Origin of the sequence: Nonomuraea cavernae (assembly GCF_014646355.1) — a bacterium.
GTDB lineage: Bacteria > Actinomycetota > Actinomycetes > Streptosporangiales > Streptosporangiaceae > Nonomuraea > Nonomuraea cavernae.
The window spans coordinates 1-22,197 of the sequence record NZ_BMNH01000053.1 but is presented as its reverse complement, the minus strand read 5'-3'; the positions used below and the strand labels follow the sequence as shown (position 1 = coordinate 22,197).

The following is a 22,197-nucleotide window of genomic DNA, read 5'->3' as shown; positions in this document are numbered from 1 at the left end:
GACCAAGCCCCCCGGGAGCGTGCACGCCTGTCGCTCGCTGGGGTTGCCGGCCCTGTCCCGTGCACTGCGGACAGGACGGGACAGGGCCGGCGTCCACCACGCGCACCCGCGCGTAAGAGGCTCGCGAAACTCTCAGCGGGGCCTGCTCTTGGATAGCCAGTACAGCTCTCGCGCGATGACGCTCGGCGACTGCTCCGGGGTCGCGTGGAAGTTCTCCACGTTGAGCATCGGCCCATCGCCGCCCTGGGCGCCCCCGGCGAGGGAGTCCCACTGCTGGTCGGTGAGCACGCGTTCCGGAGCGCCGGTGCCGTTGTAGACCAGGCTGTGACCGGTCGGCAGGAACCCGCCCGAGTCGTAGGTCGCCGGAGGTACGCCCACGAGCTGCGCCGCGCGTGCGGCCACCTCGCGCACCTTCAGCCCGGTCTGCGGAGCCTCGACGATGGTGTTCGGTGAGGCGTACAGCCAGACATGCCCCGGATGCGGGAACCCGAGAGCTCCCGGCACCGGCTTGGCAATCTGCTTCACCCATCCCATTTGCTGCTGCGACGTGCGCGGGATGTCGCCGCGGCCTGCGGCCTGCCACGCCCTCATAGTGAGGCCTGAGCAGTCGAACGAGCCCGGTCCGGTGCCGCCCCACTGGTACGGCTTGCCGATCTGCGCGCGAGCGAACGCGAGAGCCTTCCCGGCGCCGGCGCCACCCTGAGCGGCTTCCTTGCCTTCCAGGAACTTGACCACGTCGGCGACCATCTTCTTCGGCCAGGCGGTGAGCATCTGCCCCCACTGGGAACCACCCATCGCCTTCGCCGCCTGGTCGAGGATCGGGTTGAGGAACGCCTCAGCGCCAACCTTGACGCCCTTCGCCAGCACGTCACCGATGATGCCGCCGGTCGCGAATCCGCCGGCGAACCGCTCGCGCATGAAGCCCGACGCACCCGACACGCCGCCGTGCCGGGCAGCTGCATTGGCCTGGTGCACGAAGTCGGAGCCGACCGCCCGCGTCCACTCCGGACGCATGACGGCCTCGCCGCCCGACACCGCCGCGACCATCGTGTCCCGGCCCGGCGTATAGCCGGGCAGTACTCCGCCCGTGGCCAGAGCGGGCAGCGGCGTCAGCTTCATGTCCTTCAGCCCGAGCGCGTCCGCCACCGTGTTCCACAGCTTGACGATCCCGTTGTTGTAGACGGTCTCGATCACGAAGTTGACCGGCTTCTTCGCGATCTCCTTCAGCCCATCCCAGAACTTGCCGATCAGCTCGACACCCTTCTTAAAGCCGTTCGGGACCGTCTCGGAGATGAACGTCCACAAGGCGCTGAACGCGGGCTTGATGACCTTCTCCCAGGCGAACGCGATAGCCTCGCCGACCGCCTTGAACACCGGCTTCACGATGGTGTCGTGGAACCAGAGCACCTTCGGGGCCAGCGTGTTTACCACGAAGTCCCGTAGCGCGGTCACAGCGGGCTTGATCACGTTGTTCCATGCCCACGCGATGAACTCGCCGATCTTCTTGAACGCCGGTTGGATGATCTTCTCCCAGAGCCAGAGGATCACCGGCCCGAGGATGTTCTTCCAGTAGGCGACCAGCAGCGTCACGGCAGGCAAGATGACGTTCTGCCACGCCCACTGGATCGCCTTGGAGATCGCATCCCAGGCGGGCTTGACGACGTTCTCCCACAGCCACGCGATCACCGGCCCGAGCACGTTCTTCCAGTAGGCCACGAGCAGCGTCATGGCAGGCTGGATCACGTTCTCCCACGCCCACGAGATCGCCGCCGAGATGGCCTGGAACGCTGCCTGAACGATGTTCCGGAACGTCTCGGAGTTCTGGTAGGCGTACACGAGCGCCGCCACCAGCAGCCCGATAGCCGTGATGATCAACCCGATGGGGTTGGCCCGCATCACCGCGTTGAAGATCGTCATGGCGGTACTGGCGACCTTGATGCCCGCGGCCAGACCGCCGACTCCCAGCACGATCGCCTGGAGAACCTGCGGGTCGAGCTGGGCGACAGCGGACGCCAGACCGGAGATGCCGGCCAGCGCCGTACCGCCGAGCGGCGCCAGCGACTTGACCAGGTTGAGGCCGGCCGCCGCGAGATTCTTGATCGTCTGCCAGACCATCGGGCCGTACGTCTTGGCGTAGTTGATGAACGTCTGAAAGCCGCTCGACTTACCGAGCCCTTGACCCCATTTCGAGAACGCGGCGGTCGCCTTTTCGATCCCGCCGACGATCGTCGGCACGAAGGGAAGGAAAGCCTTGATCATCCCAGCGACGCCGGTCGTCACGTTCCCGAGCGACTTACCCAGCCCGGTCACAGCGGTCGGCGCCGCCGTCGACAGGTCCTTGAAGAACGACTGCCAGAACGATCCGCCGAGCGCCTTGCTCGCGTCCTTCTCCAGCCCGACCAGCGAACCCGAAACGCCCTTGATCACCGGAGTGAGCGGCGCGAACAACCCTTGCAGCACCTTCAGCCCACCCGTTACGGCGGGCAGCACCGCCGGTTCAAGCTTCGTCTGCCACGCGAGGTACGCATCCTTGAACGCGCCGATCTGCCGCGCGGCCTTAGCCGCGGCCGGCGACAGCTTCACCATCTCGGCGACCGTGCCTCGCTGAGCCGCGGCCTGCTGCTTCGCGGCGGCTACGGACTGGAGTTGCATCACCTTCAGTGCGCGTTCGGCGTCCTCGACCCGCTTGTTCGCCTGGGCGATCTTGTCGCGGGCGGCCACGACCTGCTTCGAGCCCTCGATGCCCGCCTTGTCGGCGGCTTTCTTCTCCGCGGCCAGCCGCTTACCGCGTACCTGCTCGTCTTCCAGCCTGGCCACGGCCTGCCGATGCGCCAGCTCCGCGCGTTCCCGCTGCAAGTCCGTCGACTTCGGGTCGGCGCGAACCCGCTCCAGTTCGGCTTCAGCCTCCCGGACGGCCAGGGCGGCGTCTTCCTGAGACAGTGCCGAGTTCGTGACCGCCCGGTTCAGGTCCTCGGCGGCGCGCTTGGCTTCCTGCCGGGCCCTGGTCAAGTCTTCCTCGGCGGACTTGGCCGCCCGCTTGGCGTCCACGACCCGCTCCTCGGCGGCGGCCATGTTCAGCGCCGAGATGGCGGCCTGCTGCGCCGTACCGGCCGCGCTCGCCGTAGCGGACTGGGCGGCCTTGCTCGCGGCCTCGTTCGCCTTCGTCGCCTCCGAGATGCGCTGAAGTGACGGCACCGCCACCGCCGCGAGCGCGCCAACGCCCACACCGGCCGCCACCGCCGCACCCGCCAGACCGCCAGCACCTAACCCGAGCGCGGCCACCGCAGGCATTGCGGCCAGAGCCGCCGACACCATGCCGAGTTGCGCCAGGGCGGCAACGGCGTCCACGTCGACCCGCACGTTCGCCGTACGGCCATCCACGCGAGCAACCGCGACCTCGACGGCCGCCAGCTCCGTCTGAGCCCCAGCAGCGTCCGCGTCCACCTCGACCGTTGCCGACGCGGTCTCAAGCTTCGTCACCTCGACATCCAGGGCGGCAAGCTGCGTCAGCGCCGCAGTCACATCGGCCCGAACCTGAACGTCGGTCGTGTCTTCCAGCGTCTTGAGCTGCGTCTGTAGCGTGCGCAGCTCCGCCGTGGCCGCGGCGGCGTCGATGTCGACACCGATCTTCTTGTCGGCCAGCGTCGCCATCTGCGCCCGCAACTCCTGGACGCGCCTCTGCGCCTCGCTCGCGTCCGCGTCCAGCTCGACCTTCGGCAGCGACTTCAGTGCGGCTTCCAGCCGCTTCTTGAAGCCCGAAGCGAACGCGCCACCCACCTCGGCGCCGTCCTTCTGCGCCGGCGCCTTCTGCTTCTTCGTCTGCTCCTTCAGCGGCTCATAGACGCCCTTGAGCTGGTCGGAGATGCCTCGCTGCAGCTCCTTGCCGATCTCCGCACCCGCGCTGTAGACCTGGCCGAAGATCTGCTTCTTCAGCGTCTTCAAGAACCCGTCCGCAGACGGGACGACCGGGACGACAACCTCGCCGGCCTGAAACTCAGCCATCACTCAACCCCCTGGGGCTACCAGCCCCCTCGACTCCAGGCCGACCAGCTGTAACGCTTTAGCGTTCTGACCTGGGAAAACAGCGAACTAAGCGGGGGGTTGAGACGCACTGCGCGTGCGTTAGCGCAGGTCAGGCACAAGCCCCAGACCCGTACGGAGCCACGGACCGTACACCATTCGGGCTCGGACATTCCGGGTATAGGGGCACATCCCCACCTATACCGCCCATTTCGGACATTCGGGTCATTAGGCGGCGTCCTCGGGGTCGTCGTCGTAGCGCAAACCTGGGTGTCGTTCGGGGTCGCGTCGCATCCTTGGCCGGCGTGCCTTGGCCTGCTGTGCTGTCCTGTAGGCGTGGTGGCGGTGGCACAGTGCCCTGAGGTGGTCGACGTTGTGATCGTCGGCGTCTTCGGCGTGGTCTACCTCAAGGTCCTCTGTCTCGTCGCAGCCCTGAGGCCACTGGCACACCTTGTCGCGCTGTAGGACGTATGCGACACGTGATCCCCAATCTGTTGGCCTGGGCGTGGTGCGCCATGAGCCGTTCTCGATTCGGAGTCGTGCGGGGTCGTCTGGGGGTCGGCGCGGCATGCTGCTCTCCTTCGCTCTGGGGCGTCGCTGGTCGCTGCGTCTGGCGGCTTGCACGGTGCTGGCCCATGGGGCTGCTGTGTTGCGGGTTGCCGAGGTCCAGCGCATGGCTAGGCCCTGCTGAAGATGCGCTGATGGCGTCGCTGGGCTGCGTCGCTCCACTGCTGCCAGAGGGTCACGCGCTGCTCGACCTGGCCCACCAGGGCGAGGCTGATAGTGAAGGGCTCGTGGTCGAGGACGGCTCGCCACTTGGTGACGGGCTGCCGTCTGTTCTCTCGCCACTGCCTGAGCGCGGGGGCGTGCTGGAAGGTGAAGGCGCGACCGTCTCCCACGGGCGGCAGCTCGACGGCGGCCCACAGGTCTCGGTCTCTTGTCCCCTGCTCGCCTGCTGCCGAGGCGATCGTGTTGCGCGCGGCCGTGAGGTCGTCGAGCTGGCGGGCGTGGCCGGCGGCGCGCTGCCAGGATGCGAACACCGCGGCGGGGATGCGGTGAAGCATGGTGTCGTCGACTCCGGGCGGGATGTCGTCGAGGGCGTCGGCGAGGGCGTCGCGGCTGTCGGCGAACCGGCCGGCGAGTTCGTCCACCCATGCGGGGGCGGCGTCGGCGATGGTCCGTACGACCATGGGCTGTACGTGGCGGGAGAGGTCGGCGGCGGCGCGGCCGGTCGCTCGGGCGTGCTGGATGGCGTCGGCGTGCTCGGCGAGGGCCTGGCGCATCGCTTGGGGGTCGGCGGGCACGCTGGGGCTGTCCGGGGTGTGGCCAATGTTGCGGATGACGGCGGCGGCGCGCTCGGCGTCGTCGACGGCCGCGGGGATGTCGAGCCCGTGTTCCCGCGCGGCGGCCAGGGCGCGCCGGGCGGTGGTGTAGGAGATGTGCATCAGTCGGCCATCTCGGTGGCGGCGAGCTGGTCGATCTGGCCATCGGACAGGCCGGCGAGTTCGTCGGGGGCTTGCACGAGGTAGCGGGCTTCGAAAGCCATGCGGGTCCGGGCGTCGCCGAGGTTGGGCAGGCTGCGCAGATGGTTGAGGTCTTCGGCTGCTCGCGGGTTGCGCTCGACGTACTGGCGGACGATGGGTGACCAAACAGCCCCGCCGACGATGGATGTTTCGAGGGCGGCGGCCCGTTCGAAGATGGCCTGTGCGGCGATCCGGTCGCCGTTGCGGTGGGCGATCTTGAGGGCGTGGGCGGCTTCGCGCGGGTCGTTGAGCTCGGCGGCGTCGAGCTGGGCCTGTCGGCGCCGGTCTGCTTCGAGGTTGGTGGGGGCGTGTCCGCCGGAGCCGTACAGCTTGGATTCGAGGACGAACCGGGCCTCTTCGAGGTCTTCGAGTGCCTGTTCGCGGAGCCGTGCCCGTTCCCGCTTGGCGTCTCTGTGCGCGCGGGCTAGGCCGACTCGGCGGGCCTGGTCCGTGGGGGCGGTGCGGGCTCGGATGTTGTCGATGCGGCGGGTGTGCTCGGCGTGGGTGCCGGCGAGTTGGGCGTCGACGGCGGCCTGTGTGGTGGCCTGTAGGTCGGTGCCTTCGGGGATGGCGCCGGGGCTGGCTGCGTTGCCCATGCGGGTGCGGGTGTGTCGCTGGCCGGCGAACCACTGGGCGAACTGCTGGCCGGGGTCGGTCACGGGGCCTCCTGCGGTCAGGCGGCCTTCCGTAGGTAGGCCGCGAGGGCGGCCGGGGCGATGAGGTAGGGCCTGTTCGTGGCCGCGATCAGGCGGCCTTCTGATACGGCCCGGTAGAGGGCTGCTCTCGTCACTCCGGCGACGGCCGCGGCTTCTGCGACCGTCAGGAGCGACGATCCTCCAGGGGTGTCCGTTACGGCCATTTCGGTTGAATCCGTTAAACCGGCCTGGTTGGCGATGGTGAGCCCTGCGAGGAGTTCGGCCAGCGTGGTCAGCTCGGCGTATCTGCCGGGGTCTGCCCGGTGGTTGACCAGCGCTCGGCGCACCCTGGCCCGGTCCACAACCATGGCCAGGGTGCGCAGGCTGATTGAGGTCTGCTGCTCAGGCAGACGGGCGGCATCTACACCATTCGGGCTCGCCTGAGGGGCCGGGAAGGCAACCTTCCCGGCCTGCTCCGGGTTGTGCTGGTGGTTCACTCGCTGCCGTACCTGCGCTGGAGTCGGCGGGCCAGGGCGAGGGCGACGCGGGGTGTCATGACGGGCATGCGGGCGAAGCTCTCCATGATGCCGTCAACGATCGCTTCGGCGCGTTGGTCGAGGACCTGGTCTATGCAGGCGTCGGCCTGCTCGGGAGTCAGCCCGTAGTCCGCCGGGTTGGGCAGGGTCACGGGGTCTCCTCGGTGGCGACGGTCGGCGACTCCTCACCCGAGCAGCGCGGGCAGTTCTCCGGGCAGGCCGTCAGGTCCTCGGCGTCGGCGAGGGCGTTGAGCTCGCTCTGGTCGAGGACGTTGTAGAGGTCCGAGACCATCCGGTAGAGGACGGGGTCCGACTGGCCGGCCTGGACGTAGCAGAGGATGTCGCCGCACATCTCGCGGGCGGTGGCGGGCGTGATCGTGGCGAACTGGTTGATGTTGGTCATGAGGGGTTCTCCTTGCTGCGCTTGGCGTTGACTGCGGTCTTGCACGCTCCCGAGCAGAACTTGCGGTCGGAGCGGGAGCCCTTCGGCACGGCTTTGCGGCACTTGGGGTTCTGGCACTTCGGCCGTACGTTGCGAGGCTTGACGGGCTGCTCGGAGCTGACGGCTACAGGCTCAGAGTCGGGGGTCAGGGTGTCAGGGTGCCATCCCTGTGTGACGTCAAGCTGCGTGGCACCCTGACTATCTGCCCTGGTAGAGGCGTCAGGGGTGACACCCTGCGCGTCAGTCTCGGCTTCGGTGACACCCTGAGGTTCGGGAAGCGTCGCGACCTCGGCGGGCAGCGCCAGCCACCACTCTTTCTTGCCGTCCCTGCCGGTAGAGAACTGCTGCGACACGATCTTCAGTTTGCGTCGAGCCCGGTTGAGGGTGCTCTCCGAGATGAGGAGCCTGTGCTTGGCGGCCTCCTGAATCTCGGTCGTCTTCCGCCACTTGCCCCGGAGTTCGTCCAGAAGGAACGCCTCGGTGTCGGCCTTGTCCTGACGCTGATCCCCGTCGCCACCGCCAGCGGACAGGATGTCCTGCACCGACCGGGCGGCCTCGCCGTCGAACACGAACTTGCCGACGTCGGCAACGCCCTTCCTGGTCTCGATCTTCGCTGAGTCGATCCGGTAGGCGAGGCTGGGCAGGTCGAGCTTCCCGAGCGAGTTCTTGGTCTGGGTCATGACCCGCGACCCGTCTTCCTGGTCGACGGCGAAGCCGAAGATGGAGCGGGGTACGTCCTTGAAGGCGCCGCTTCCCGTGATCAAGCTCGACGGGTCGGACCCGGCGCCCTTGTTGAAGTGGGCGATGCCCAGCACCACCGCGCCCGTCCGGTCAGCGAGAGCCGCGAGCGGGTCGAGGGCGGTCCGCACGGGCCGTGACTTGTGGGTGTCGATCCCTTCGCCGATGAGGCTCAACAGCGGGTCGAGGACGATCAGCTTGACGCCGTACTCGGTGACGGTGGCCTCAAGCATGCTGAGATCGGTCGGCAGGCTGAGAACGCCGATCTCAAGTTCGGCCGTCTCGACCTCGGCACGCCAAACCCGAGCGAGGTCCGCCCCCGCCGCGATGAGCCGGGGAACAAGGGTGAACTTCCACGAGTCCTCAACCGCCACGTAGATCACGTCAGTGGGCCTGCCGAACATGGGGCCGGACAGCGTGCCCGTGGTGATGCCCGCGGCCATCCAGATACCAAAGCTGGACTTGCCGGTGCCTTCCCTGCCGGCCGCCACCGACAGAGAGCCTGCGGGGATGCGGCCCGCGCCGCTCTCCTCCCACGCCCACATGACCGGCTCGGGTTCGATCTCGGATGCGGAGGTGAGCTTGATACGCCGAGTGAACGGCTCCTCGGCCGTCGTGGTCTTCTTCACCACCTCGCATGCGCAAGCGTCGGGCTCCTGCCTGCAGATGGGGCAGGCTTCATACGAACCGTCCTGGTCGACCAGTTCGACCAGGAGGGCGCCGCAACGACAGGAGTCGGTCACGCCCCACCCTTCCCAAGCTTGCGAACCTTCTCGGCGAGGGCGACCCATGCGGCCTCGATCTCGACTTCGGCCTGACCGCGACCAACGTCGAGACCGTGCTCCCATCCGAGGCGGAACCCCTCCTCAAACGCGCTGCTCTCGCGCTGGCGCTGGCTCTCGTAGTCCGCGAGGAGTTCGCGCATCTTGTCGACGTCGCTCATCACGCGGCCCGCCTTCCGCGCTTGCGCCGCACGTACGGCACCAGCTCGTACGCCTGGCCGCACTTGCCGCGCTTGGACAGGAGCTTGTTCGTGGGCCACCCGCTGGTGTGTCGGTGCCACCAGCCGCACCGGGGGCAGCTCTCGACCAGCAGGAGACCCTGCTTAAGGCCCGGAGCGGGCGGAAAGGCCAGCGCGGGAACGATCGGCAGGGAAGTCTGCCGGTTAGCGTGGCGCGCGTCGGGGGTGGGCTGTACCTTGAGAGTGTCGTTAACGCCCTGCTGGGTGTTCGGGCGGTTCCCGGTGGCTCGGGAACCGCTCTTTTCGTTAGGCGGCGACATCGACGCCCTCCCCCTTGATCTCGGAACCCATGAGGATCAGCCGCAGGCGGGCGATCTGCTCGGGGGTCGGCGGCGGTGCCTGGTCGACGAGCGCCTTCACATGCGCGGCCATGTCGAACATCAGGCGACCTCGCCCCTGGCCTCGGCCTCCAGCCGCTCGACCTCGGCGAGCGGGAACCTCCAGTCGCGGCCGTAGCGGTGGCCCTTGAGCCTGCCTGCGTACAGCCAACGACGAATGGTGGACGGGTCAACGCGGAACCGCTCCGCAACTTCCTTGGACAGTAAGTCCTGAGACATACGCCCCTCCTGACACATCACGTGGATTGCGTGCATCACGAGCGTAGCGCACAGTGCCGACTTAGGTGCCAATCAAAGTCTGCACAGTGCCGATCCGTAAAACTGCTAGCGTGGTGGGGTGTTGAGGGAACGCGTGAAGTTCGAGTTCGGCTATGCCGAGAGGCAGCCCGATACCCCGCTCGTACGTGTGGGCGATCGCCTACTACCCCAGCGGATTGACGTGGTCTTGCCAGGGGACGGCAGTCAGCCTCGGTTCACCGCTCGTCTGGAGGTTGTCGGCGGCATCCCGCAATGCCGCGAGATCGCTATCGCGAGCGTCGAGGGCGGCAGAGAGGTGAAGCAACTCGACCTGCGCGGAATCGGTATCGCCGAGATGGTCGAAGAGGTCTTCGCGCTCTTCGCTACGCGCGTGATTTTTGAGGGGGAAGGGCACATTACGGCCGTCAAGGAGATCGGAGAGAAAGCGCACGTTGAGACCCTGCGGATGATCGCCGACGCGCGTAAGGGCAAGGGGGCGCGGAAGATCACCCCCGAGTTTCTTGCCGAGGTAGCCAGGGTCTACAAGGACAACGCCGGCAAGAGCCCAACCGTGGCAGTCCAGCGCTCGTTCAACGTCAGCCCACGCATGGCCGGCAACTACATCCGGAGGGCCCGTGACCTCGGAATGCTGCCAGAGGTCACGGACGGTCGCCGAAGGACCTAAGCCGGGCTCCTCCACTCGATCCTGACCCCATCCGGGTCAAAGTAGCCCCATTCCTTGCCGTAATCGGGAGTCCACCCGCGAGGGCGCCCCTTATGGCTGGGCAGGATGATCACGCGCATGATCTCCGATATGACCGCGCGCCGCCGCTCCAGGTCGAGCCCATCCCAGACCGCTTGAGGGTCGCCCTTCCGGAACGGGGCGAGCGCGGTCACCCTCGCCGCGGCGGCGTCGGCCCGGTCGAGCTCCGCCCGCCTCGCCGCGGTCTTCTCATTGGCGGCGATCAACTGCGCCTTGGTCATCTTGCCTTCCGCGAACATCTCGGCGGCTTCGTTGTCGCGGATCCGCAGGGCCTCGCGTTCGAGGACGCGAGCCTGCCCCTGACCGTCGTCTCCCCTACGCTCGAACGCCTCGACGGCGCCGGGGCGAGACAGCCATTCGACGGCGAGCATGGTCACGTATCGGTCGAGGTGTTCAGGGTTGCGGGCGACGTGAGTACGGCTGTCGGCGCACCGGTAGGACGGCACGGTCTTGCGCTCGCCGCCCGTGCTGAGTCCGGCTGTAGCAGCGACGACCGTGGTCTTCTCCGCTCCGGCCTCGACACAGATGCCGCACTCGTACAGCCCTGACCCGAGCCAGCGGCGCCGCGGCCCGGGAGTCGTGCGCCGTGACGGGTCGTTGATGAGGGCGACGATCGCTCTCCACTTCGTCTCCTCGATGACCGCCGGCCACTCGGCGGGGCCGACGATCTCGCCGCGATGTTCCATCAGCCCGGCGTTACGTGGCCGCAGGAACACCCGGCGGACGGCGTTGGGCGTCCACTGGCCGCCGGTGGCGGTCGTCACTCCACGGGCGTTCCAGTCGCGCGCAATGGCATGCATGCTCATCCCGGCGAGGATGTCGTCTCCCCTGGCGTTCAGCTCTGCCGCTTCCGTTGGGCGTACGGTCACCCCGTCCGGCTCGAAACCGAACGGACGGCGACCGCCGAGCCACTGGCCGGCCGCGGCCTTCTGGACCTTCTTGGCCTGCTGCCTCTCTGCCATGTGCTCCACCTCGTATCGTGCGAAGTTGCCCAGGTTGCGGGCGTTCATCCGGCCCGCCGGCGTGGACAGGTCGAGCTGCCCGGCCTTCACGGTCTGTGTGTCGACGCCGTGGCGCTCCACGACTTGGATGTACTCCTCTAACTCCGTGGGTGACCTGTGAAGTCTGTCGGTGTGCCAGGCGAGCACGCCAGTGGCCACGCTCGCCTTGAGATCTTCGAGCATGCGGCGGTACCCGGGGCGAGGCTTGCCGCTGTAGGCGGACAGGTCGTTGTCGTCGTAGATCGCGACGACGTTCCAGCCGAGACGTTCGGCGAGGTTTTCGCAGTCGATTCGCTGCCTCTCAACGCCTAGACCTGCGCCGATGCGGTCTCGACTGATGCGGACATAGATGATCGCGTCACGTTGCACAGCGTTAAGTATGCCACAGCTTGACAATCGCTAGGTCGAACTGGCTGCCGCGCTTGGGCTGGCTGGCCGGGAAGAGGCTCACGGTGATGCGGGCGTCGGGCCAGGGGAACCGGCTGTTGACCGTCGCCGATCTGACCCTCTCGCGCGACTCGCTCAGCGCGGTGTCGGGCAGCCCGATGAGGTGGATGCCCGCCAGGCCGTTGCCCACGTCGGCCTCGACCTCGACCGTGCGGCCCGTCACGCCGACCAGGGCCACGCTGCGGGTGCGTGCCACTGTCATCTAGAACGCCCCCCGGACATGACGCAGGGAGTAGTCGCCCGCGAACCGCTCCAGGGCGACCACGTCGACCCTGACGACGGGGAACGTGCGGGGCTGACCGGCCAGCCACCTGGCGGCCAGCAGGCGCAGCCTGGCCAGCTTGGCCGGTCGCACGGATTCGAGAGCCGTGCCGTGTGAGCGCCCCGACCGGGTCTTCACCTCCACCACGACCAGGGCGGGACCGTCTTCGGCGATGATGTCGATCTCACCGTGAGAGCAGCGCCAGTTGCGCTCGATGATCGTCATGCCCTCGGACGTGAGATAGTCGACGGCCAGTTGCTCGCCGTGCCTGCCGAGTGCGTTTCTCGCGGCCATGTAGCACCTCCGGGCACGACCTTCGCGCACCCGCGGTGAGCCCTTACGAGCCGAACTCCATTCTGTGGATAACCCGGCGGCCGGCCGCGTGCCTGTGGACATCGCCCGGCGAACGACCGGTCGTCACCCGGCCGTCATCCGCCGCCCCCGCACAGGACCGATCGAATGACGGGACCAGGTCGCAGGACGCGGTCCACGACCGCGTCACCCCCCGGAACCGGCGGGCTCAGGACCCTGAGAACCCCTCCTTGGGCATCTCCAGATCGGCCTTGGCCAGCTCTTCGACATTGACGTCCTTGAACGTGACCACGCGGACGTTCTTCACGAACCGCGCCGGTCGGTACATGTCCCAAACCCAGGCGTCCTGCATCTTCACGTCGAAGAACACATCACCGTTCTCGGCGGTGCGGACATCGAGGTCCACGGAGTTGGTCAGGTAGAAGCGCCGCTCCGTCTCCACGACATACGTAAACAGCCCGACGACATCGCGGTATTCGCGGTAAAGCTGCAGCTCCATCTCGGTTTCGTACTTTTCGAGATCCTCTGCGCTCATCGCGGTCCTCCTGTCGTACCGGTCCCCCGGTTTGCCTGGTCAGGCAACCCCGGCCCCCATTTCATTCTCGCCCATCTCCCTTGCCACCGTGACGAACGAGTATCGGTGGTGCGAGCACGGGCCGTACGTCGCCAGCGCCAAGCGGTGGTTTGCCGTGACATACCCCTTATGGTCGGCAAAGCCGTAAAAAGGAAATTCGGTGTCCAGCGCGACCATCAACCGGTCCCTGGTCACCTTGGCCACGATCGACGCTGCGGCCATGCACGCCGCCACCTGATCCCCCTTCCACACCGCCAGCGACGGAGCCGGCAATCCCGGCACCGGGAAGCCATCCGTGAGGATGTACCCAGGGTCACGGGGCAATTGCGCGACCGCGCGCCGCATTCCGGACACGTTGCTCTTGTGCAGGCCTCTGGCGTCGATCTCCCCCGGCGGAATGACCACCATGCCGATGTCCGCCGATCGCATGATCTGCTCGTAGAGCCGCTCTCGTACGGCGGGCGTGAGCAGCTTCGAGTCGCCGAGCCCGTCGATCCGCCGGCGCAGGATGACCGCGGCGACGACCAGCGGGCCGGCGCAGGCCCCCCGGCCCGCCTCATCGACGCCCGCGATCGGGGTCAGGCCGCGGCGGGCCAGCGCTCGCTCATAGGCGTAGAGTCCGGAATCGCGCCGGACGACGCTCGGTCGAGGGCGGAACACAACTGTCATGACAAGAGGCAGCGTACGCCTCAATCACCGCAAACCGCGACCGAAAGCACGCCTACTTGACCTTGTCGAAGGTCTCGGGCTTGGTGAAGATCAGCCCTCGCGACAGCGGCCAGTAGCGCAGCACCGCCTTGCCCACCACCGCGTCCTCGGAGATGAACCCCCCACCGGGCTCCTGCATGTGGCTGCGCGAGTCGGCCGAGGCACTGCGATGGTCACCCATCAACCAGAGCTTGCCTGCGGGCACGGTCACCTTGAACTCGTCGCCGGACGGATAGTCGTCGGGATAGAGGTAGGGCGACTCCTCCAGCGGTGTGCCGTTGACCGTGATCCGTCGTTTGGAGTCACAGCACGCCACCTTGTCACCACCGACGCCGATGACCCGCTTGATGGTGTCTTCGCCGTTCCAGCCCTTGAAGACGACGATGTCACCGCGTTCGGGCTTGCCCGCGAGCTTGTTGACGAACACCCGGTCGTTGATCTGCAGGGTGTTCTCCATCGACTCGGAGGGGATGTAGAACGACCCGACCACGAACTGCTGCAGCACCAAGGCGATGCCCACGCCCAGCACCAGCAGGAGAACCGTCTCACGGAAGGTGCTCTTTTTCTTCTTCTCCTGCACTGCCTCCGCCTTCTTGGTGTCGGCCATCAGCGCTTCTTGACGAGCAGCCGCCGACGAACCAGAACCAAGGGTACGGCCAGCGCGAACCCCGCGACCAACGGGACCGCCCCGCCGAGCGCCTGGAGAGCCGGCTGCGCGAACGTGTCGGGGATGGGCAGCGTGCCGGCCCTGTTGAACGGCCACACGATCACGAACGCCCGTCCGATGACCTGGCTCTCGGGGATCGAACCGCCGCCGGGATCACCCTGGTGAGCCCGTGAGTCGAGGGAGACCAGACGATGGTCGCCCATCACCCAGAGCCGCCCCTCGGGCACCTTGACGTCGAAGAACCTGTCAGAAGGCTCGTTGCCGGGGTAGAGGTAGCCGCCCTCGTCGATGGGGACCCCATTGATGGTGATGCGCCCCTTGGAGTCGCAGCACTTGACGTTGTCGCCGCCGACGCCGATGACCCGCTTGATGTAGTCCTTCTCGCCGGGCACCACGCCGAACGCGGTGCCGACCCAGCGGAAGAAGGCCGCGACCGGGTTGGACGGCTCCTCCAGCTGGAACTCTCCGTCCCAGGAGTCGACGCCGGAGAACACCACCACGTCACCGCGCTCGATGTCGCGCGTGTGGTAGACGAGCTTGTTGACCAGGACCCGGTCGTTCTTGAGGAGAGTGTTCTCCATCGACTCGGAGGGGATGTAGAAGGCCTGGATCACGAAGGTCTTGATGATCAGCGCCAGCACCAGCGCCACGACTACCAAGACGGGAAGTTCTTTCCAGAACGACCCCTTCTTGTCCTTCTTGGCGCCCTTGGCTGGTTTCTGAGTCTCTTCGGCGACCACGTCCACCTCGTCCTTGGCAGGGCGGCGCGCCGCGCCGTGCTCCTGACTCTCGCTAGTCATCGCTGACGAGCCTAGAGGATGCACCGGCCCGACGAGCCTCGACCGAGGCTACACCCGCGCCCGGGTCGCTCCACATAAAGGAAACGCCGTAGCAAAGCCGAATGGCCCGCGCATCACGCGGGCCATTCGGCGGAGCCTGTACGTAAAAGACGATCCGGTGACCCGGCCACCATCCGGCCGGGGACGGATCGCTACTTGGCGGGCGCCGCCTCACGCTTCTCGCGGATGCGAGCGGCCTTGCCGCGCAGGTCACGCATGTAGTAGAGCTTGGCCCGGCGGACGTCACCGCGGGTCACGAGCACGATCTTCTCGATGATCGGGCTGTGCACCGGGAAGGTGCGCTCGACGCCGACGCTGTAGCTGACCTTGCGGACCGTGAAGGTCTCGCGCGCGCCACTGCCCTGACGGCGGAGCACGAAGCCCTTGAACACCTGGACGCGGGAGCGGTTGCCCTCGATGACGCGGACGTGAACCTCGAGCGTGTCGCCGGGACGGAAGTCCGGCACATCGCTGCGCAGGGTCGCCTTCTCGAGCTCCTGGATCTTCGTGTGCATGAGAGATGTCCTCAAAGTCTCGCGAGCACGCGGAGGTCCACCCGGCCATGGCTCGCGGCGGACACGCCTGCTGATGTGATGAACCCGGGACGTTTCCCAGGCATGACAGACCAACCGTAAGACGGTTGGCAGCGCTTCAGTTTGCCATATCTTCCGGCCCGAAGCGAAACGAGAGCTCGTCGAGGAGCTCGCGGTCGCGCTTGTCGAGCGTCTCGGGGTCGATCGCCGCCACCAGGTCGGGCCGGTTGGCGATCGTCCGGCGCAGCGCCTCGTCCCTGCGCCACCTGGCCACCTTGCCGTGGTGGCCGGACAGGAGCACGGCCGGCACCTCGTGCCCTCGCCAGACCGGCGGCTTGGTGTAGACGGGGCCTTCGAGCAGATTGCGCATGGCGCCCGGAGCGAACGAGTCGTCGACGGCCGAGTGGACGTTGCCCAGCACGCCGGGCAACAGCCTGCCGATGGCCTCCACCATCACCAGCACCGCCACCTCTCCCCCGGCCAGCACGTAGTCGCCGATGCTCACCTCGTCGACCCGCAGGCGGGCGCCGTACTCGAGCATGACGCGCGAGTCGATGCCCTCGTAGCGGCCGCACGCGAACAGCAACCAGGGCTCGGCCGCCAGCTCCTGGGCCAGTTCCTGCGTGAAGGGCCTGCCGCTCGGCGTGGGCACGATCATCCGGGGGGCGCCGTCACCGATCACCGTGTCGATGGCCGCGCCCCAGATCTCGGGCTTCATGACCATGCCGGGCCCCCCGCCGTAGGGGGTGTCGTCGACGGTCTTGTGCACGTCGTGCGCCCAGTCACGCAACTGGTGCAGCCGTACGTCGAGGATGCCGCGCTCCCGGGCCTTGCCGATCAGCGAGACGTCCAGCGGCGCGAAGTACTCGGGGAAGATCGAGATGATGTCGAGCCGCGTGCCGCCCTCGGGTGCGCGCGTCACAGCAGCCCCTCGGGCGGTGTGACCACGAGCCTGCCGCCCTCCAGGTCGACTTCGGGCACGAGAGGCTTGACGAACGGGATGAGCGCGTCGTCCTGACCGCCACGACGTACGACGAGCAGGTCCTGGCCGTGGTGGAGCACGTCGGTGACCTCGCCGACGACCTCGCCCGAGCCGGTCTCGACGGTGAGCCCGATCAGCTGGTGGTCGTGGAACTCGTCGGGGTCGTCGGACGGCGCCACCTGGGCCGAGTCGATGACCAGCATGGTGCCGCGCAACTCGTCGGCGGCGCCGCGGTCGGTGACCCCGGCGAAGGCGAGCAGCAGCATGCTCTTGTGCCAGCGGCGGCTCTCGATGACGAGCGGACCCCTGTCGGCGGGGTCGGTCTCGACGGACGCGCCCACGGCGAGACGCAGCTCAGGATCGTCGGTGCGCACCTCCACGGTCACTTCTCCGCGAACCCCGTGGGGACGGCCGATCCGGCCGACGACCAACTGCACGTGCACCTACCCTTCCAACCGTGAACCCTTTTCCAACCGCAAGCGCCCCCACCGGACGAAACCGATGAGGGCGCGATGACCTGACGCTAACGGACTGCTTCGTGCAGATCGAGCAGATCGACCCGTACGTACTTCCCGTCGGCCAGGGCGTTCACGACCGTGCGCAGCGCCTTGGCGGTGCGCCCGCCGCGACCGATGACCTTACCCAGGTCCTCGGGGTGCACCCGGACCTCCAGGACGCGCCCGCTGCGAATGCGGCGAGCGCGGACCCGGACATCGTCTGGATGTTCGACGATGCCCTTGACGAGGTGCTCGAGAGCCTCCTCGAGCACGTCAGGCCTCGCCCTCGGCCTGGGTCTCGGCGGGGGCCTCTGCCTCTTCCTTCTTCTTGGCCTTCTTGGGCGTGGTGGCGACCGAGCCGGTGTCTCCACCGGACAGCGCCTCCTTGGCCGCGGCCTCGTAGACGGCGTGACGGTCGGGCGCCGGCTCGGCGACCTTCATCGGTGCAGGGGCGGGCTCGCCCTTGTACTTCTGCCAGTCGCCGGTGAGCTTGAGCAGCTTGAGCACCGGCTCGGTCGGCTGCGCGCCGACACCCAGCCAGTAGGCCGCGCGCTCGGCGTTGACCTCGATGCGCGAAGGGTTTTCCTTCGGGTGGTACAGGCCGATCTCTTCGATCGCCCGGCCGTCACGCTTGGTGCGGCTGTCGGCGACGACGATGCGGTATTGAGCGTTGCGGATCATGCCGAGCCGCTTGAGCTTGATCTTGACTGCCACGGGTGTGGTCTCTCCTGCATTCGAGCGCGGGTGAGCGGCACCTCATCGAGTGGGGCACGACGGGATGCTCGCTCCAGGGACAGGCGCGACCGGCGGGAGGTGAGAGGGCACCCACCTGGCCACGATGTTCCAACATGCCATTGTGCCAGACGCGGGCCACTGTCAGCGACGCGACCCGCACGCCGGCCCGCCCCTGGGGCGGCTACTTCGGGCCGGGGAGGTTGAGCTTGGAGGGGTCGAACCCGGGCGGGAGCTGCATGCCCGGCGGCAGCTTGCCGCCGAGGTTGCCGAGCACTCCGCCCTGCTTGGACGGCGCGGGCTCGGTCTCGTCGGAGGCGGAGGACGCCTTGCCGAGGGCGGCCTTGCGCGGGTCTCCGCTCACGCGGCGCCCCTTCTTGCCCTTCTTCTGGGCCTTGGTCGCCTTGCCTCGCCCGCCCGGCATGCCGGGGATGCCCATCCCGCCGGCCATGCGCTTCATCATCTTCTGGGCTTCGAAGAAGCGGGTGACCAGGTTGTTGACCGCGCTGACCGTCACGCCGGAGCCGGCCGCGATGCGGGCCCGCCGCGAACCGTTGATGATCTTGGGGTCCTGACGCTCGGCGGGCGTCATCGACCGGATGATGGCCGCGATGCGGTCGAGGTCGCGGTCGTCGATGGAGTTGAGCTGGTCGCGCATCTGCCCCATGCCGGGCATCATGCCGAGCAGGTTTTTGATCGGGCCCATCTTCTGGACCATCATCATCTGCTCGAGGAAGTCGTCCAGCGTGAAGCTCTCGCCCGAGGTGAGCTTGCCCGCCATCTTGGCGGCCTGGTCCTCGTCGAACGTCTTCTGGGCCTGCTCGATCAGGGTGAGGATGTCACCCATGTCGAGGATCCGGGAGGCCATCCGGTCGGGGTGGAAGGCGTCGAAGTCCTCGAGCTTCTCGCCCGTGGAGGCGAACATGATCGGCCGGCCGGTGATGTGCCGGACCGACAGGGCGGCGCCACCCCGGGCGTCGCCGTCGAGCTTGGTGAGCACGACGCCGTCGAAGCCGACGCCCTCCATGAAGGCCTGGGCCGTGGTCACGGCGTCCTGGCCGATCATGGCGTCGACCACGAACAGGACCTCGTCGGGCGTGACCGCGTCGCGGATGTCGGCGGCCTGCCGCATCATCTCCTGGTCGATGCCGAGACGGCCGGCGGTGTCGATGATGACGATGTCGTACTGCTGACGCTTGGCCTCGTCGATCGAGCGGCGGGCGACCTCGACCGGGTCGCCGACGCCGTTGCCCGGCTCGGGAGCGTAGACGGCGACCTGCGCGCGCTCGCCCACGACCTGGAGCTGCTGCACGGCGTTGGGCCGCTGGAGGTCGGCGGCGACGAGCATCGGCGTGTGGCCCTGCTCGCGCAGCCACCTGGCGAGCTTGCCCGCCAGCGTGGTCTTGCCGGCGCCCTGCAGACCCGCGAGCATGACCACGGTCGGCGGGGTCTTGGCGTGGCGGAGCCGGCGTGTCTCGCCGCCGAGGATCTCGATCAGCTCGTCATTGACGATCTTCACGACCTGCTGCGCCGGGTTGAGCGCCTGGGAGACCTCGGCGCCGCGGGCGCGTTCCTTGACCTGGGCGACGAATGCCTTGACCACCGGCAGCGCGACATCGGCCTCGAGCAGCGCGATGCGGATCTCGCGGGTGGTGGCGTCGATGTCGGCGTCGGACAGCCGACCCTTGGATCGGAGGGAGGAGAAGACCGATGTCAGCCGGTCGGATAGCGTCTCGAACACGTGGTTGGCCAGTCCTCGAAGCGAAAATAGGTCTGTGCTCAGCCTATCCGCTTCGCTAGCCGCTCCAGCCGGGCACGGCCATCCGGACGGTGAGCGCGTGTTCCACGAGATTGATCAACGCGCTCTTGACCGAGTCCTTCGAGCGGGCGTCCAGCCGGATCAGCGGAATGTGCGGCGCCAGCGTCAGGGCGTCGCGCACCTCCCCGTCACTGTGCGCATATTGACCGTCCCAGCCGTTGACGCCCACCACGAAGGGCAACTGCGCCTCCTCGAAGTAGTCGATCGCCGGGAAACTGTCGGCCAGCCTGCGCGTGTCCACCAGCACCACCGCGCCGATCGCCCCACGCACCAGGTCGTCCCACATGAACCAGAACCGATGCTGACCCGGCGTACCGAACAGATACAGGATCAGGTCGCGATCCAGCGACACCCGCCCGAAGTCCATCGCCACCGTCGTGGTCGACTTCAACGGCGTCATCCCCAGATCATCGATCCCCGCCGACGCGTCCGTCATCACCGCCTCGGTCGTCAACGGCATGATCTCCGACACCGCACCGACGAACGTCGTCTTGCCCACGCCGAAACCACCGGCCACCACGATCTTCGTCGAGGTAAGGCCCGGACTAGAGCCTGCGAAGTCCACTGAGCACCCTTTCCAGCAGGTTGACATCTGGCCTACCGGCATCCAACTGCGGCTGATGCACCCGAACCAGACCCTCGGCCGCCATATCAGCGATCAACACCCGCACCACACCCAGCGGAATCCGCAACAGCGCCGACACCTCGGCCACCGACCGAACCTGCCGACACAACTGACTGATCGCCTGATACTCCGGCGTGATATGCGAGAACTCCCGATGCTCAGCCGTCGCCGACGAAACAAGGGCCTCCATGGCCAGCTTCAGGCGCGGGGCGGTGCGACCGCCCGTCACGGCGTAGGGGCGTACGGGCGAGGCCGGGTCGGAGACCGGTGGCGCCATGGGCGGAGGCTGAGGCTCCCAGCCGCCGGTGTTCCATCTAGGGTCCGTCACCTACATCACCTGGACTGGGTAGCGCGCAGTTCGGCGCGTACCGCGGGAGTGAGCACCTGTCCGGCGCGATCCACCATGAGCGTCATCTGATAGGCCACCAACCCCATGTCACAGTCGGGAGCGGCGAGAACCGCCAGGCACGAGCCGTCACTGATCGACATGATCAGCATCAGCCCGCGCTGCATCTCCACGATCGTCTGATTGACCATGCCACCCTCGAACACCCGGGACGCGCCCTGTGTCAGGCTCACCAGCCCCGAGGCGATCGCGGCCAGTTGGTCGGCGCGGTCGGCCGGGAATCCCGACGAGGCCGCGAGCGGCAGACCATCGGATGAGACGACGACGGCGTGGGCGACGCCCGGAACGGTGCTGACGAAATCAGTGATCAACCAGTCGACACCGCGCGCGGAGTGACTCAGGTCGTTCATACGCCCTCCTCCCTGCTCTCAACATTCCTCGGACCGGACGGGTAGGCCTTGCCTTCGCTGATGTCGTCGCGCGCCGCCCGGAATCCCTGCTGGAAACTGGACAGCCTGCTGCGGACCCGGTCGGGCGACACCGACGGCATCGGGGTCACGCCCTTCGGCGCCGACGCTGTGTCCGCCGAACCCGGCACCAGGTTCGCCTTCGGCACCCGCTTCGGCAGCCCCGAAGCCGTCGCCCCGTCACGCACCGGCTCCACCACGGCCTTGGCCGCGCTCCATCCGGCGTCGGCCTTGGCCGATCCCCAGGTGGCGCCGGTCTCGCTCTGCTCGAACCAGGCGGACTCGACGGAGGCGAAGATCGGGAGGTACTCGTCACCGGCCGACGGCGGCGTGTTCACCACCGGGATCGGGCCGGTGGCCGCGGCCTCGGTCTCCGGGAAGTCGTACCTGGAGGTGGAGCGTGCGGAGCCGGCGTCACCCCAGCTGGGCGGCTCACCGGCGGAGGCGGGCCGCTTGGGCAGCCCGCCGCCCTCGCCCGTCCAGCCGCTGCCGCCCGTACCTCCCGTGCCGCCGGTGCCGCCGGTGCCGCGTGATGGCACCCAGACGTCGGAGGTGTCGTAGCCGCCGCTGCCGGACCGGGGGTCGGAGGGCCAGTTGCCCCCTGCGGAGGGCCACTGGGGCATGGACTGCCAGGCGCCGACCGGCTCCGGCGTCGGCGCGGGCGGGCTCTGCGGGCTGGACGGGTAGGAGGGGTGGTCGGGGCCCATCTGGAAGGAGTTCGCCGGCCACTGGGACGCCGAGCCGACGGACTGGGCGGCGGACGCGTAGGACTCGTCGCGGCTGCCGGAGCCCTGGGTGCCCGCGTAGGCGGGCGGCTGAGCGCCGAGCAGGCTCTCGGGTACGAGCACCATCGCGGTGAGCCCGCCGCCGCCGTGCGGGCGCAGCTGCACCCGGATGCCGTGCCGGTGCGCCAGACGGGCGACCACGAACAGGCCCATCCGGCGCGACACCGACACGTCCATGGTCGGCGCGTCGAGCAGGCGCTCGTTGGCCAGGACCAGCTCCTCCTGGGTCATGCCGATGCCGGAGTCGGTGATCGACAGCATCACGCCGCCGCCGTCGATGCGGCTGCCGGAGATGGTCACGCGGGTCTCGCGGGGAGAGAACGACAGCGCGTTCTCCACCAGCTCGGC

28 protein-coding genes are annotated in these 22,197 nt (G+C 68.0%); 1 reads left to right on the top strand and 27 read right to left on the bottom strand.

What is annotated here, in order from left to right:
* Nucleotides 1-132: 132 nt before the first annotated feature.
* The 10 genes from IEY82_RS38275 to IEY82_RS38235 form a co-directional block, all read right to left on the bottom strand.
* A complete protein-coding gene (locus IEY82_RS38275; RefSeq protein ID WP_189129192.1) occupies nucleotides 133-4,002 on the bottom strand; it encodes an NlpC/P60 family protein in 3,870 nt (1,289 codons plus the stop codon).
* Nucleotides 4,003-4,697: 695 nt separating this feature from the next.
* Nucleotides 4,698-5,465 (bottom strand): hypothetical protein, encoded by a 768-nt coding sequence (locus tag IEY82_RS40075; RefSeq protein ID WP_189129191.1) that lies wholly within the window; start codon nucleotides 5,463-5,465, stop codon nucleotides 4,698-4,700.
* On the bottom strand, nucleotides 5,465-6,202 hold the full coding sequence (locus IEY82_RS38265) for a hypothetical protein (RefSeq protein ID WP_189129190.1): 738 nt from the start codon (nucleotides 6,200-6,202) through the stop codon (nucleotides 5,465-5,467). Before IEY82_RS38265 ends, IEY82_RS40075 begins: the two co-directional genes overlap by 1 nt.
* Before the next feature lie 14 nt (nucleotides 6,203-6,216).
* Nucleotides 6,217-6,546, bottom strand: a complete 330-nt coding sequence (locus IEY82_RS38260) for a helix-turn-helix domain-containing protein (protein WP_189129189.1) — start codon at nucleotides 6,544-6,546, stop codon at nucleotides 6,217-6,219.
* A 125-nt stretch (nucleotides 6,547-6,671) separates the two neighbouring features.
* A complete protein-coding gene (locus IEY82_RS38255) occupies nucleotides 6,672-6,866 on the bottom strand; it encodes a hypothetical protein (RefSeq protein ID WP_189129188.1) in 195 nt (64 codons plus the stop codon).
* Nucleotides 6,863-7,117: a hypothetical protein gene (locus IEY82_RS38250; protein WP_189129187.1), complete on the bottom strand. Its 255-nt coding sequence runs from the start codon at nucleotides 7,115-7,117 to the stop codon at nucleotides 6,863-6,865. The genes IEY82_RS38255 and IEY82_RS38250 overlap by 4 nt, the downstream gene beginning before the upstream one ends.
* Complete coding sequence (locus IEY82_RS38245) at nucleotides 7,114-8,685, bottom strand: AAA family ATPase (RefSeq protein ID WP_189129186.1); 1,572 nt, start codon at nucleotides 8,683-8,685, stop codon at nucleotides 7,114-7,116. Before IEY82_RS38245 ends, IEY82_RS38250 begins: the two co-directional genes overlap by 4 nt.
* On the bottom strand, nucleotides 8,634-8,837 hold the full coding sequence (locus IEY82_RS38240) for a hypothetical protein (protein WP_189129185.1): 204 nt from the start codon (nucleotides 8,835-8,837) through the stop codon (nucleotides 8,634-8,636). The genes IEY82_RS38245 and IEY82_RS38240 overlap by 52 nt, the downstream gene beginning before the upstream one ends.
* Nucleotides 8,838-9,161: 324 nt before the next feature.
* Entirely contained in the window at nucleotides 9,162-9,296 is a 135-nt protein-coding gene (locus IEY82_RS40070; RefSeq protein WP_263648927.1) for a hypothetical protein, read from the bottom strand.
* Nucleotides 9,296-9,472, bottom strand: a complete 177-nt coding sequence (locus IEY82_RS38235) for a helix-turn-helix domain-containing protein (RefSeq protein ID WP_189129184.1) — start codon at nucleotides 9,470-9,472, stop codon at nucleotides 9,296-9,298. Before IEY82_RS38235 ends, IEY82_RS40070 begins: the two co-directional genes overlap by 1 nt.
* Before the next feature lie 133 nt (nucleotides 9,473-9,605).
* Here IEY82_RS38235 and IEY82_RS38230 point away from each other — a divergent pair, with 133 nt between their 5' ends.
* Nucleotides 9,606-10,175, top strand: a complete 570-nt coding sequence (locus IEY82_RS38230; protein WP_189129183.1) for a hypothetical protein — start codon at nucleotides 9,606-9,608, stop codon at nucleotides 10,173-10,175.
* Here IEY82_RS38230 and IEY82_RS38225 read toward each other — a convergent pair.
* The 17 genes from IEY82_RS38225 to IEY82_RS39745 all read right to left on the bottom strand — a co-directional run.
* Nucleotides 10,172-11,650 carry a recombinase family protein gene (locus tag IEY82_RS38225; RefSeq protein ID WP_189129182.1) on the bottom strand — a complete coding sequence of 493 codons (1,479 nt, stop codon included), beginning with the start codon at nucleotides 11,648-11,650 and terminating at the stop codon, nucleotides 10,172-10,174. The genes IEY82_RS38230 and IEY82_RS38225 overlap by 4 nt on opposite strands.
* Complete coding sequence (locus IEY82_RS38220) at nucleotides 11,628-11,903, bottom strand: magnesium chelatase domain-containing protein (protein WP_372459765.1); 276 nt, start codon at nucleotides 11,901-11,903, stop codon at nucleotides 11,628-11,630. Before IEY82_RS38220 ends, IEY82_RS38225 begins: the two co-directional genes overlap by 23 nt.
* On the bottom strand, nucleotides 11,904-12,257 hold the full coding sequence (locus IEY82_RS38215) for a YraN family protein (RefSeq protein ID WP_189129181.1): 354 nt from the start codon (nucleotides 12,255-12,257) through the stop codon (nucleotides 11,904-11,906).
* A gap of 226 nt (nucleotides 12,258-12,483) precedes the next feature.
* Nucleotides 12,484-12,810, bottom strand: coding sequence for a DUF2469 domain-containing protein (locus IEY82_RS38210; RefSeq protein WP_189129180.1), 327 nt, complete (start codon nucleotides 12,808-12,810; stop codon nucleotides 12,484-12,486).
* A 39-nt stretch (nucleotides 12,811-12,849) separates the two neighbouring features.
* The gene (locus IEY82_RS38205) at nucleotides 12,850-13,518 is read right to left on the bottom strand and encodes a ribonuclease HII (protein ID WP_189129179.1); all 669 of its coding nucleotides are present in this window, start codon (nucleotides 13,516-13,518) and stop codon (nucleotides 12,850-12,852) included.
* Nucleotides 13,519-13,570: 52 nt separating this feature from the next.
* Nucleotides 13,571-14,164, bottom strand: coding sequence for a signal peptidase I (gene lepB, locus IEY82_RS38200; protein ID WP_189129178.1), 594 nt, complete (start codon nucleotides 14,162-14,164; stop codon nucleotides 13,571-13,573).
* Nucleotides 14,164-15,024: a signal peptidase I gene (gene lepB / locus IEY82_RS38195; RefSeq protein WP_189129177.1), complete on the bottom strand. Its 861-nt coding sequence runs from the start codon at nucleotides 15,022-15,024 to the stop codon at nucleotides 14,164-14,166. The genes lepB (IEY82_RS38200) and lepB (IEY82_RS38195) overlap by 1 nt, the downstream gene beginning before the upstream one ends.
* 191 nt (nucleotides 15,025-15,215) lie before the next feature.
* Nucleotides 15,216-15,578, bottom strand: coding sequence for a 50S ribosomal protein L19 (rplS, locus tag IEY82_RS38190; protein ID WP_189129176.1), 363 nt, complete (start codon nucleotides 15,576-15,578; stop codon nucleotides 15,216-15,218).
* A gap of 136 nt (nucleotides 15,579-15,714) precedes the next feature.
* A complete protein-coding gene (gene trmD, locus IEY82_RS38185) occupies nucleotides 15,715-16,518 on the bottom strand; it encodes a tRNA (guanosine(37)-N1)-methyltransferase TrmD (RefSeq protein ID WP_189129175.1) in 804 nt (267 codons plus the stop codon).
* Entirely contained in the window at nucleotides 16,515-17,015 is a 501-nt protein-coding gene (gene rimM / locus IEY82_RS38180) for a ribosome maturation factor RimM (RefSeq protein WP_189129193.1), read from the bottom strand. Before rimM ends, trmD begins: the two co-directional genes overlap by 4 nt.
* Before the next feature lie 86 nt (nucleotides 17,016-17,101).
* Nucleotides 17,102-17,347, bottom strand: coding sequence for an RNA-binding protein (locus IEY82_RS38175; protein ID WP_043634919.1), 246 nt, complete (start codon nucleotides 17,345-17,347; stop codon nucleotides 17,102-17,104).
* Nucleotide 17,348: 1 nt separating this feature from the next.
* Nucleotides 17,349-17,789 (bottom strand): 30S ribosomal protein S16, encoded by a 441-nt coding sequence (rpsP, locus tag IEY82_RS38170; RefSeq protein WP_189129174.1) that lies wholly within the window; start codon nucleotides 17,787-17,789, stop codon nucleotides 17,349-17,351.
* Nucleotides 17,790-17,991: 202 nt separating this feature from the next.
* Nucleotides 17,992-19,548, bottom strand: coding sequence for a signal recognition particle protein (ffh, locus tag IEY82_RS38165; protein ID WP_189129173.1), 1,557 nt, complete (start codon nucleotides 19,546-19,548; stop codon nucleotides 17,992-17,994).
* A gap of 55 nt (nucleotides 19,549-19,603) precedes the next feature.
* Nucleotides 19,604-20,218 (bottom strand): GTP-binding protein, encoded by a 615-nt coding sequence (locus tag IEY82_RS38160; protein WP_189129172.1) that lies wholly within the window; start codon nucleotides 20,216-20,218, stop codon nucleotides 19,604-19,606.
* Entirely contained in the window at nucleotides 20,172-20,528 is a 357-nt protein-coding gene (locus IEY82_RS38155) for a DUF742 domain-containing protein (RefSeq protein ID WP_189129171.1), read from the bottom strand. The genes IEY82_RS38160 and IEY82_RS38155 overlap by 47 nt, the downstream gene beginning before the upstream one ends.
* Nucleotides 20,529-20,584: 56 nt before the next feature.
* Complete coding sequence (locus IEY82_RS38150) at nucleotides 20,585-21,007, bottom strand: roadblock/LC7 domain-containing protein (protein ID WP_189129170.1); 423 nt, start codon at nucleotides 21,005-21,007, stop codon at nucleotides 20,585-20,587.
* The coding region (locus IEY82_RS39745; protein ID WP_229697793.1) for a sensor histidine kinase at nucleotides 21,004-22,197 on the bottom strand (1,194 nt) is incomplete at its 5' end. The genes IEY82_RS38150 and IEY82_RS39745, both read right to left, overlap by 4 nt.

What these genes read in the sequence shown, in the direction of transcription:
- IEY82_RS38275 (WP_189129192.1), bottom strand. Translation starts at nt 4,002, where the DNA reads ATGGCTGAGTTTCAGGCCGGCGAGGTTGTCGTCCCGGTCGTCCCGTCT.
- IEY82_RS40075 (WP_189129191.1), bottom strand. Translation starts at nt 5,465, where the DNA reads ATGCACATCTCCTACACCACCGCCCGGCGCGCCCTGGCCGCCGCGCGG.
- IEY82_RS38260 (WP_189129189.1), bottom strand. Translation starts at nt 6,546, where the DNA reads ATGGTTGTGGACCGGGCCAGGGTGCGCCGAGCGCTGGTCAACCACCGG.
- IEY82_RS38250 (WP_189129187.1), bottom strand. Translation starts at nt 7,117, where the DNA reads ATGACCAACATCAACCAGTTCGCCACGATCACGCCCGCCACCGCCCGC.
- IEY82_RS38245 (WP_189129186.1), bottom strand. Translation starts at nt 8,685, where the DNA reads ATGGGTCGCCCTCGCCGAGAAGGTTCGCAAGCTTGGGAAGGGTGGGGC.
- IEY82_RS38240 (WP_189129185.1), bottom strand. Translation starts at nt 8,837, where the DNA reads ATGAGCGACGTCGACAAGATGCGCGAACTCCTCGCGGACTACGAGAGC.
- IEY82_RS40070 (WP_263648927.1), bottom strand. Translation starts at nt 9,296, where the DNA reads ATGTTCGACATGGCCGCGCATGTGAAGGCGCTCGTCGACCAGGCACCG.
- IEY82_RS38235 (WP_189129184.1), bottom strand. Translation starts at nt 9,472, where the DNA reads ATGTCTCAGGACTTACTGTCCAAGGAAGTTGCGGAGCGGTTCCGCGTT.
- IEY82_RS38220 (WP_372459765.1), bottom strand. Translation starts at nt 11,903, where the DNA reads ATGACAGTGGCACGCACCCGCAGCGTGGCCCTGGTCGGCGTGACGGGC.
- IEY82_RS38215 (WP_189129181.1), bottom strand. Translation starts at nt 12,257, where the DNA reads ATGGCCGCGAGAAACGCACTCGGCAGGCACGGCGAGCAACTGGCCGTC.
- IEY82_RS38210 (WP_189129180.1), bottom strand. Translation starts at nt 12,810, where the DNA reads ATGAGCGCAGAGGATCTCGAAAAGTACGAAACCGAGATGGAGCTGCAG.
- IEY82_RS38205 (WP_189129179.1), bottom strand. Translation starts at nt 13,518, where the DNA reads ATGACAGTTGTGTTCCGCCCTCGACCGAGCGTCGTCCGGCGCGATTCC.
- lepB (WP_189129178.1), bottom strand. Translation starts at nt 14,164, where the DNA reads ATGGCCGACACCAAGAAGGCGGAGGCAGTGCAGGAGAAGAAGAAAAAG.
- lepB (WP_189129177.1), bottom strand. Translation starts at nt 15,024, where the DNA reads ATGACTAGCGAGAGTCAGGAGCACGGCGCGGCGCGCCGCCCTGCCAAG.
- rplS (WP_189129176.1), bottom strand. Translation starts at nt 15,578, where the DNA reads ATGCACACGAAGATCCAGGAGCTCGAGAAGGCGACCCTGCGCAGCGAT.
- IEY82_RS38160 (WP_189129172.1), bottom strand. Translation starts at nt 20,218, where the DNA reads ATGTCAACCTGCTGGAAAGGGTGCTCAGTGGACTTCGCAGGCTCTAGT.
- IEY82_RS38155 (WP_189129171.1), bottom strand. Translation starts at nt 20,528, where the DNA reads ATGGCGCCACCGGTCTCCGACCCGGCCTCGCCCGTACGCCCCTACGCC.
- IEY82_RS38150 (WP_189129170.1), bottom strand. Translation starts at nt 21,007, where the DNA reads ATGAACGACCTGAGTCACTCCGCGCGCGGTGTCGACTGGTTGATCACT.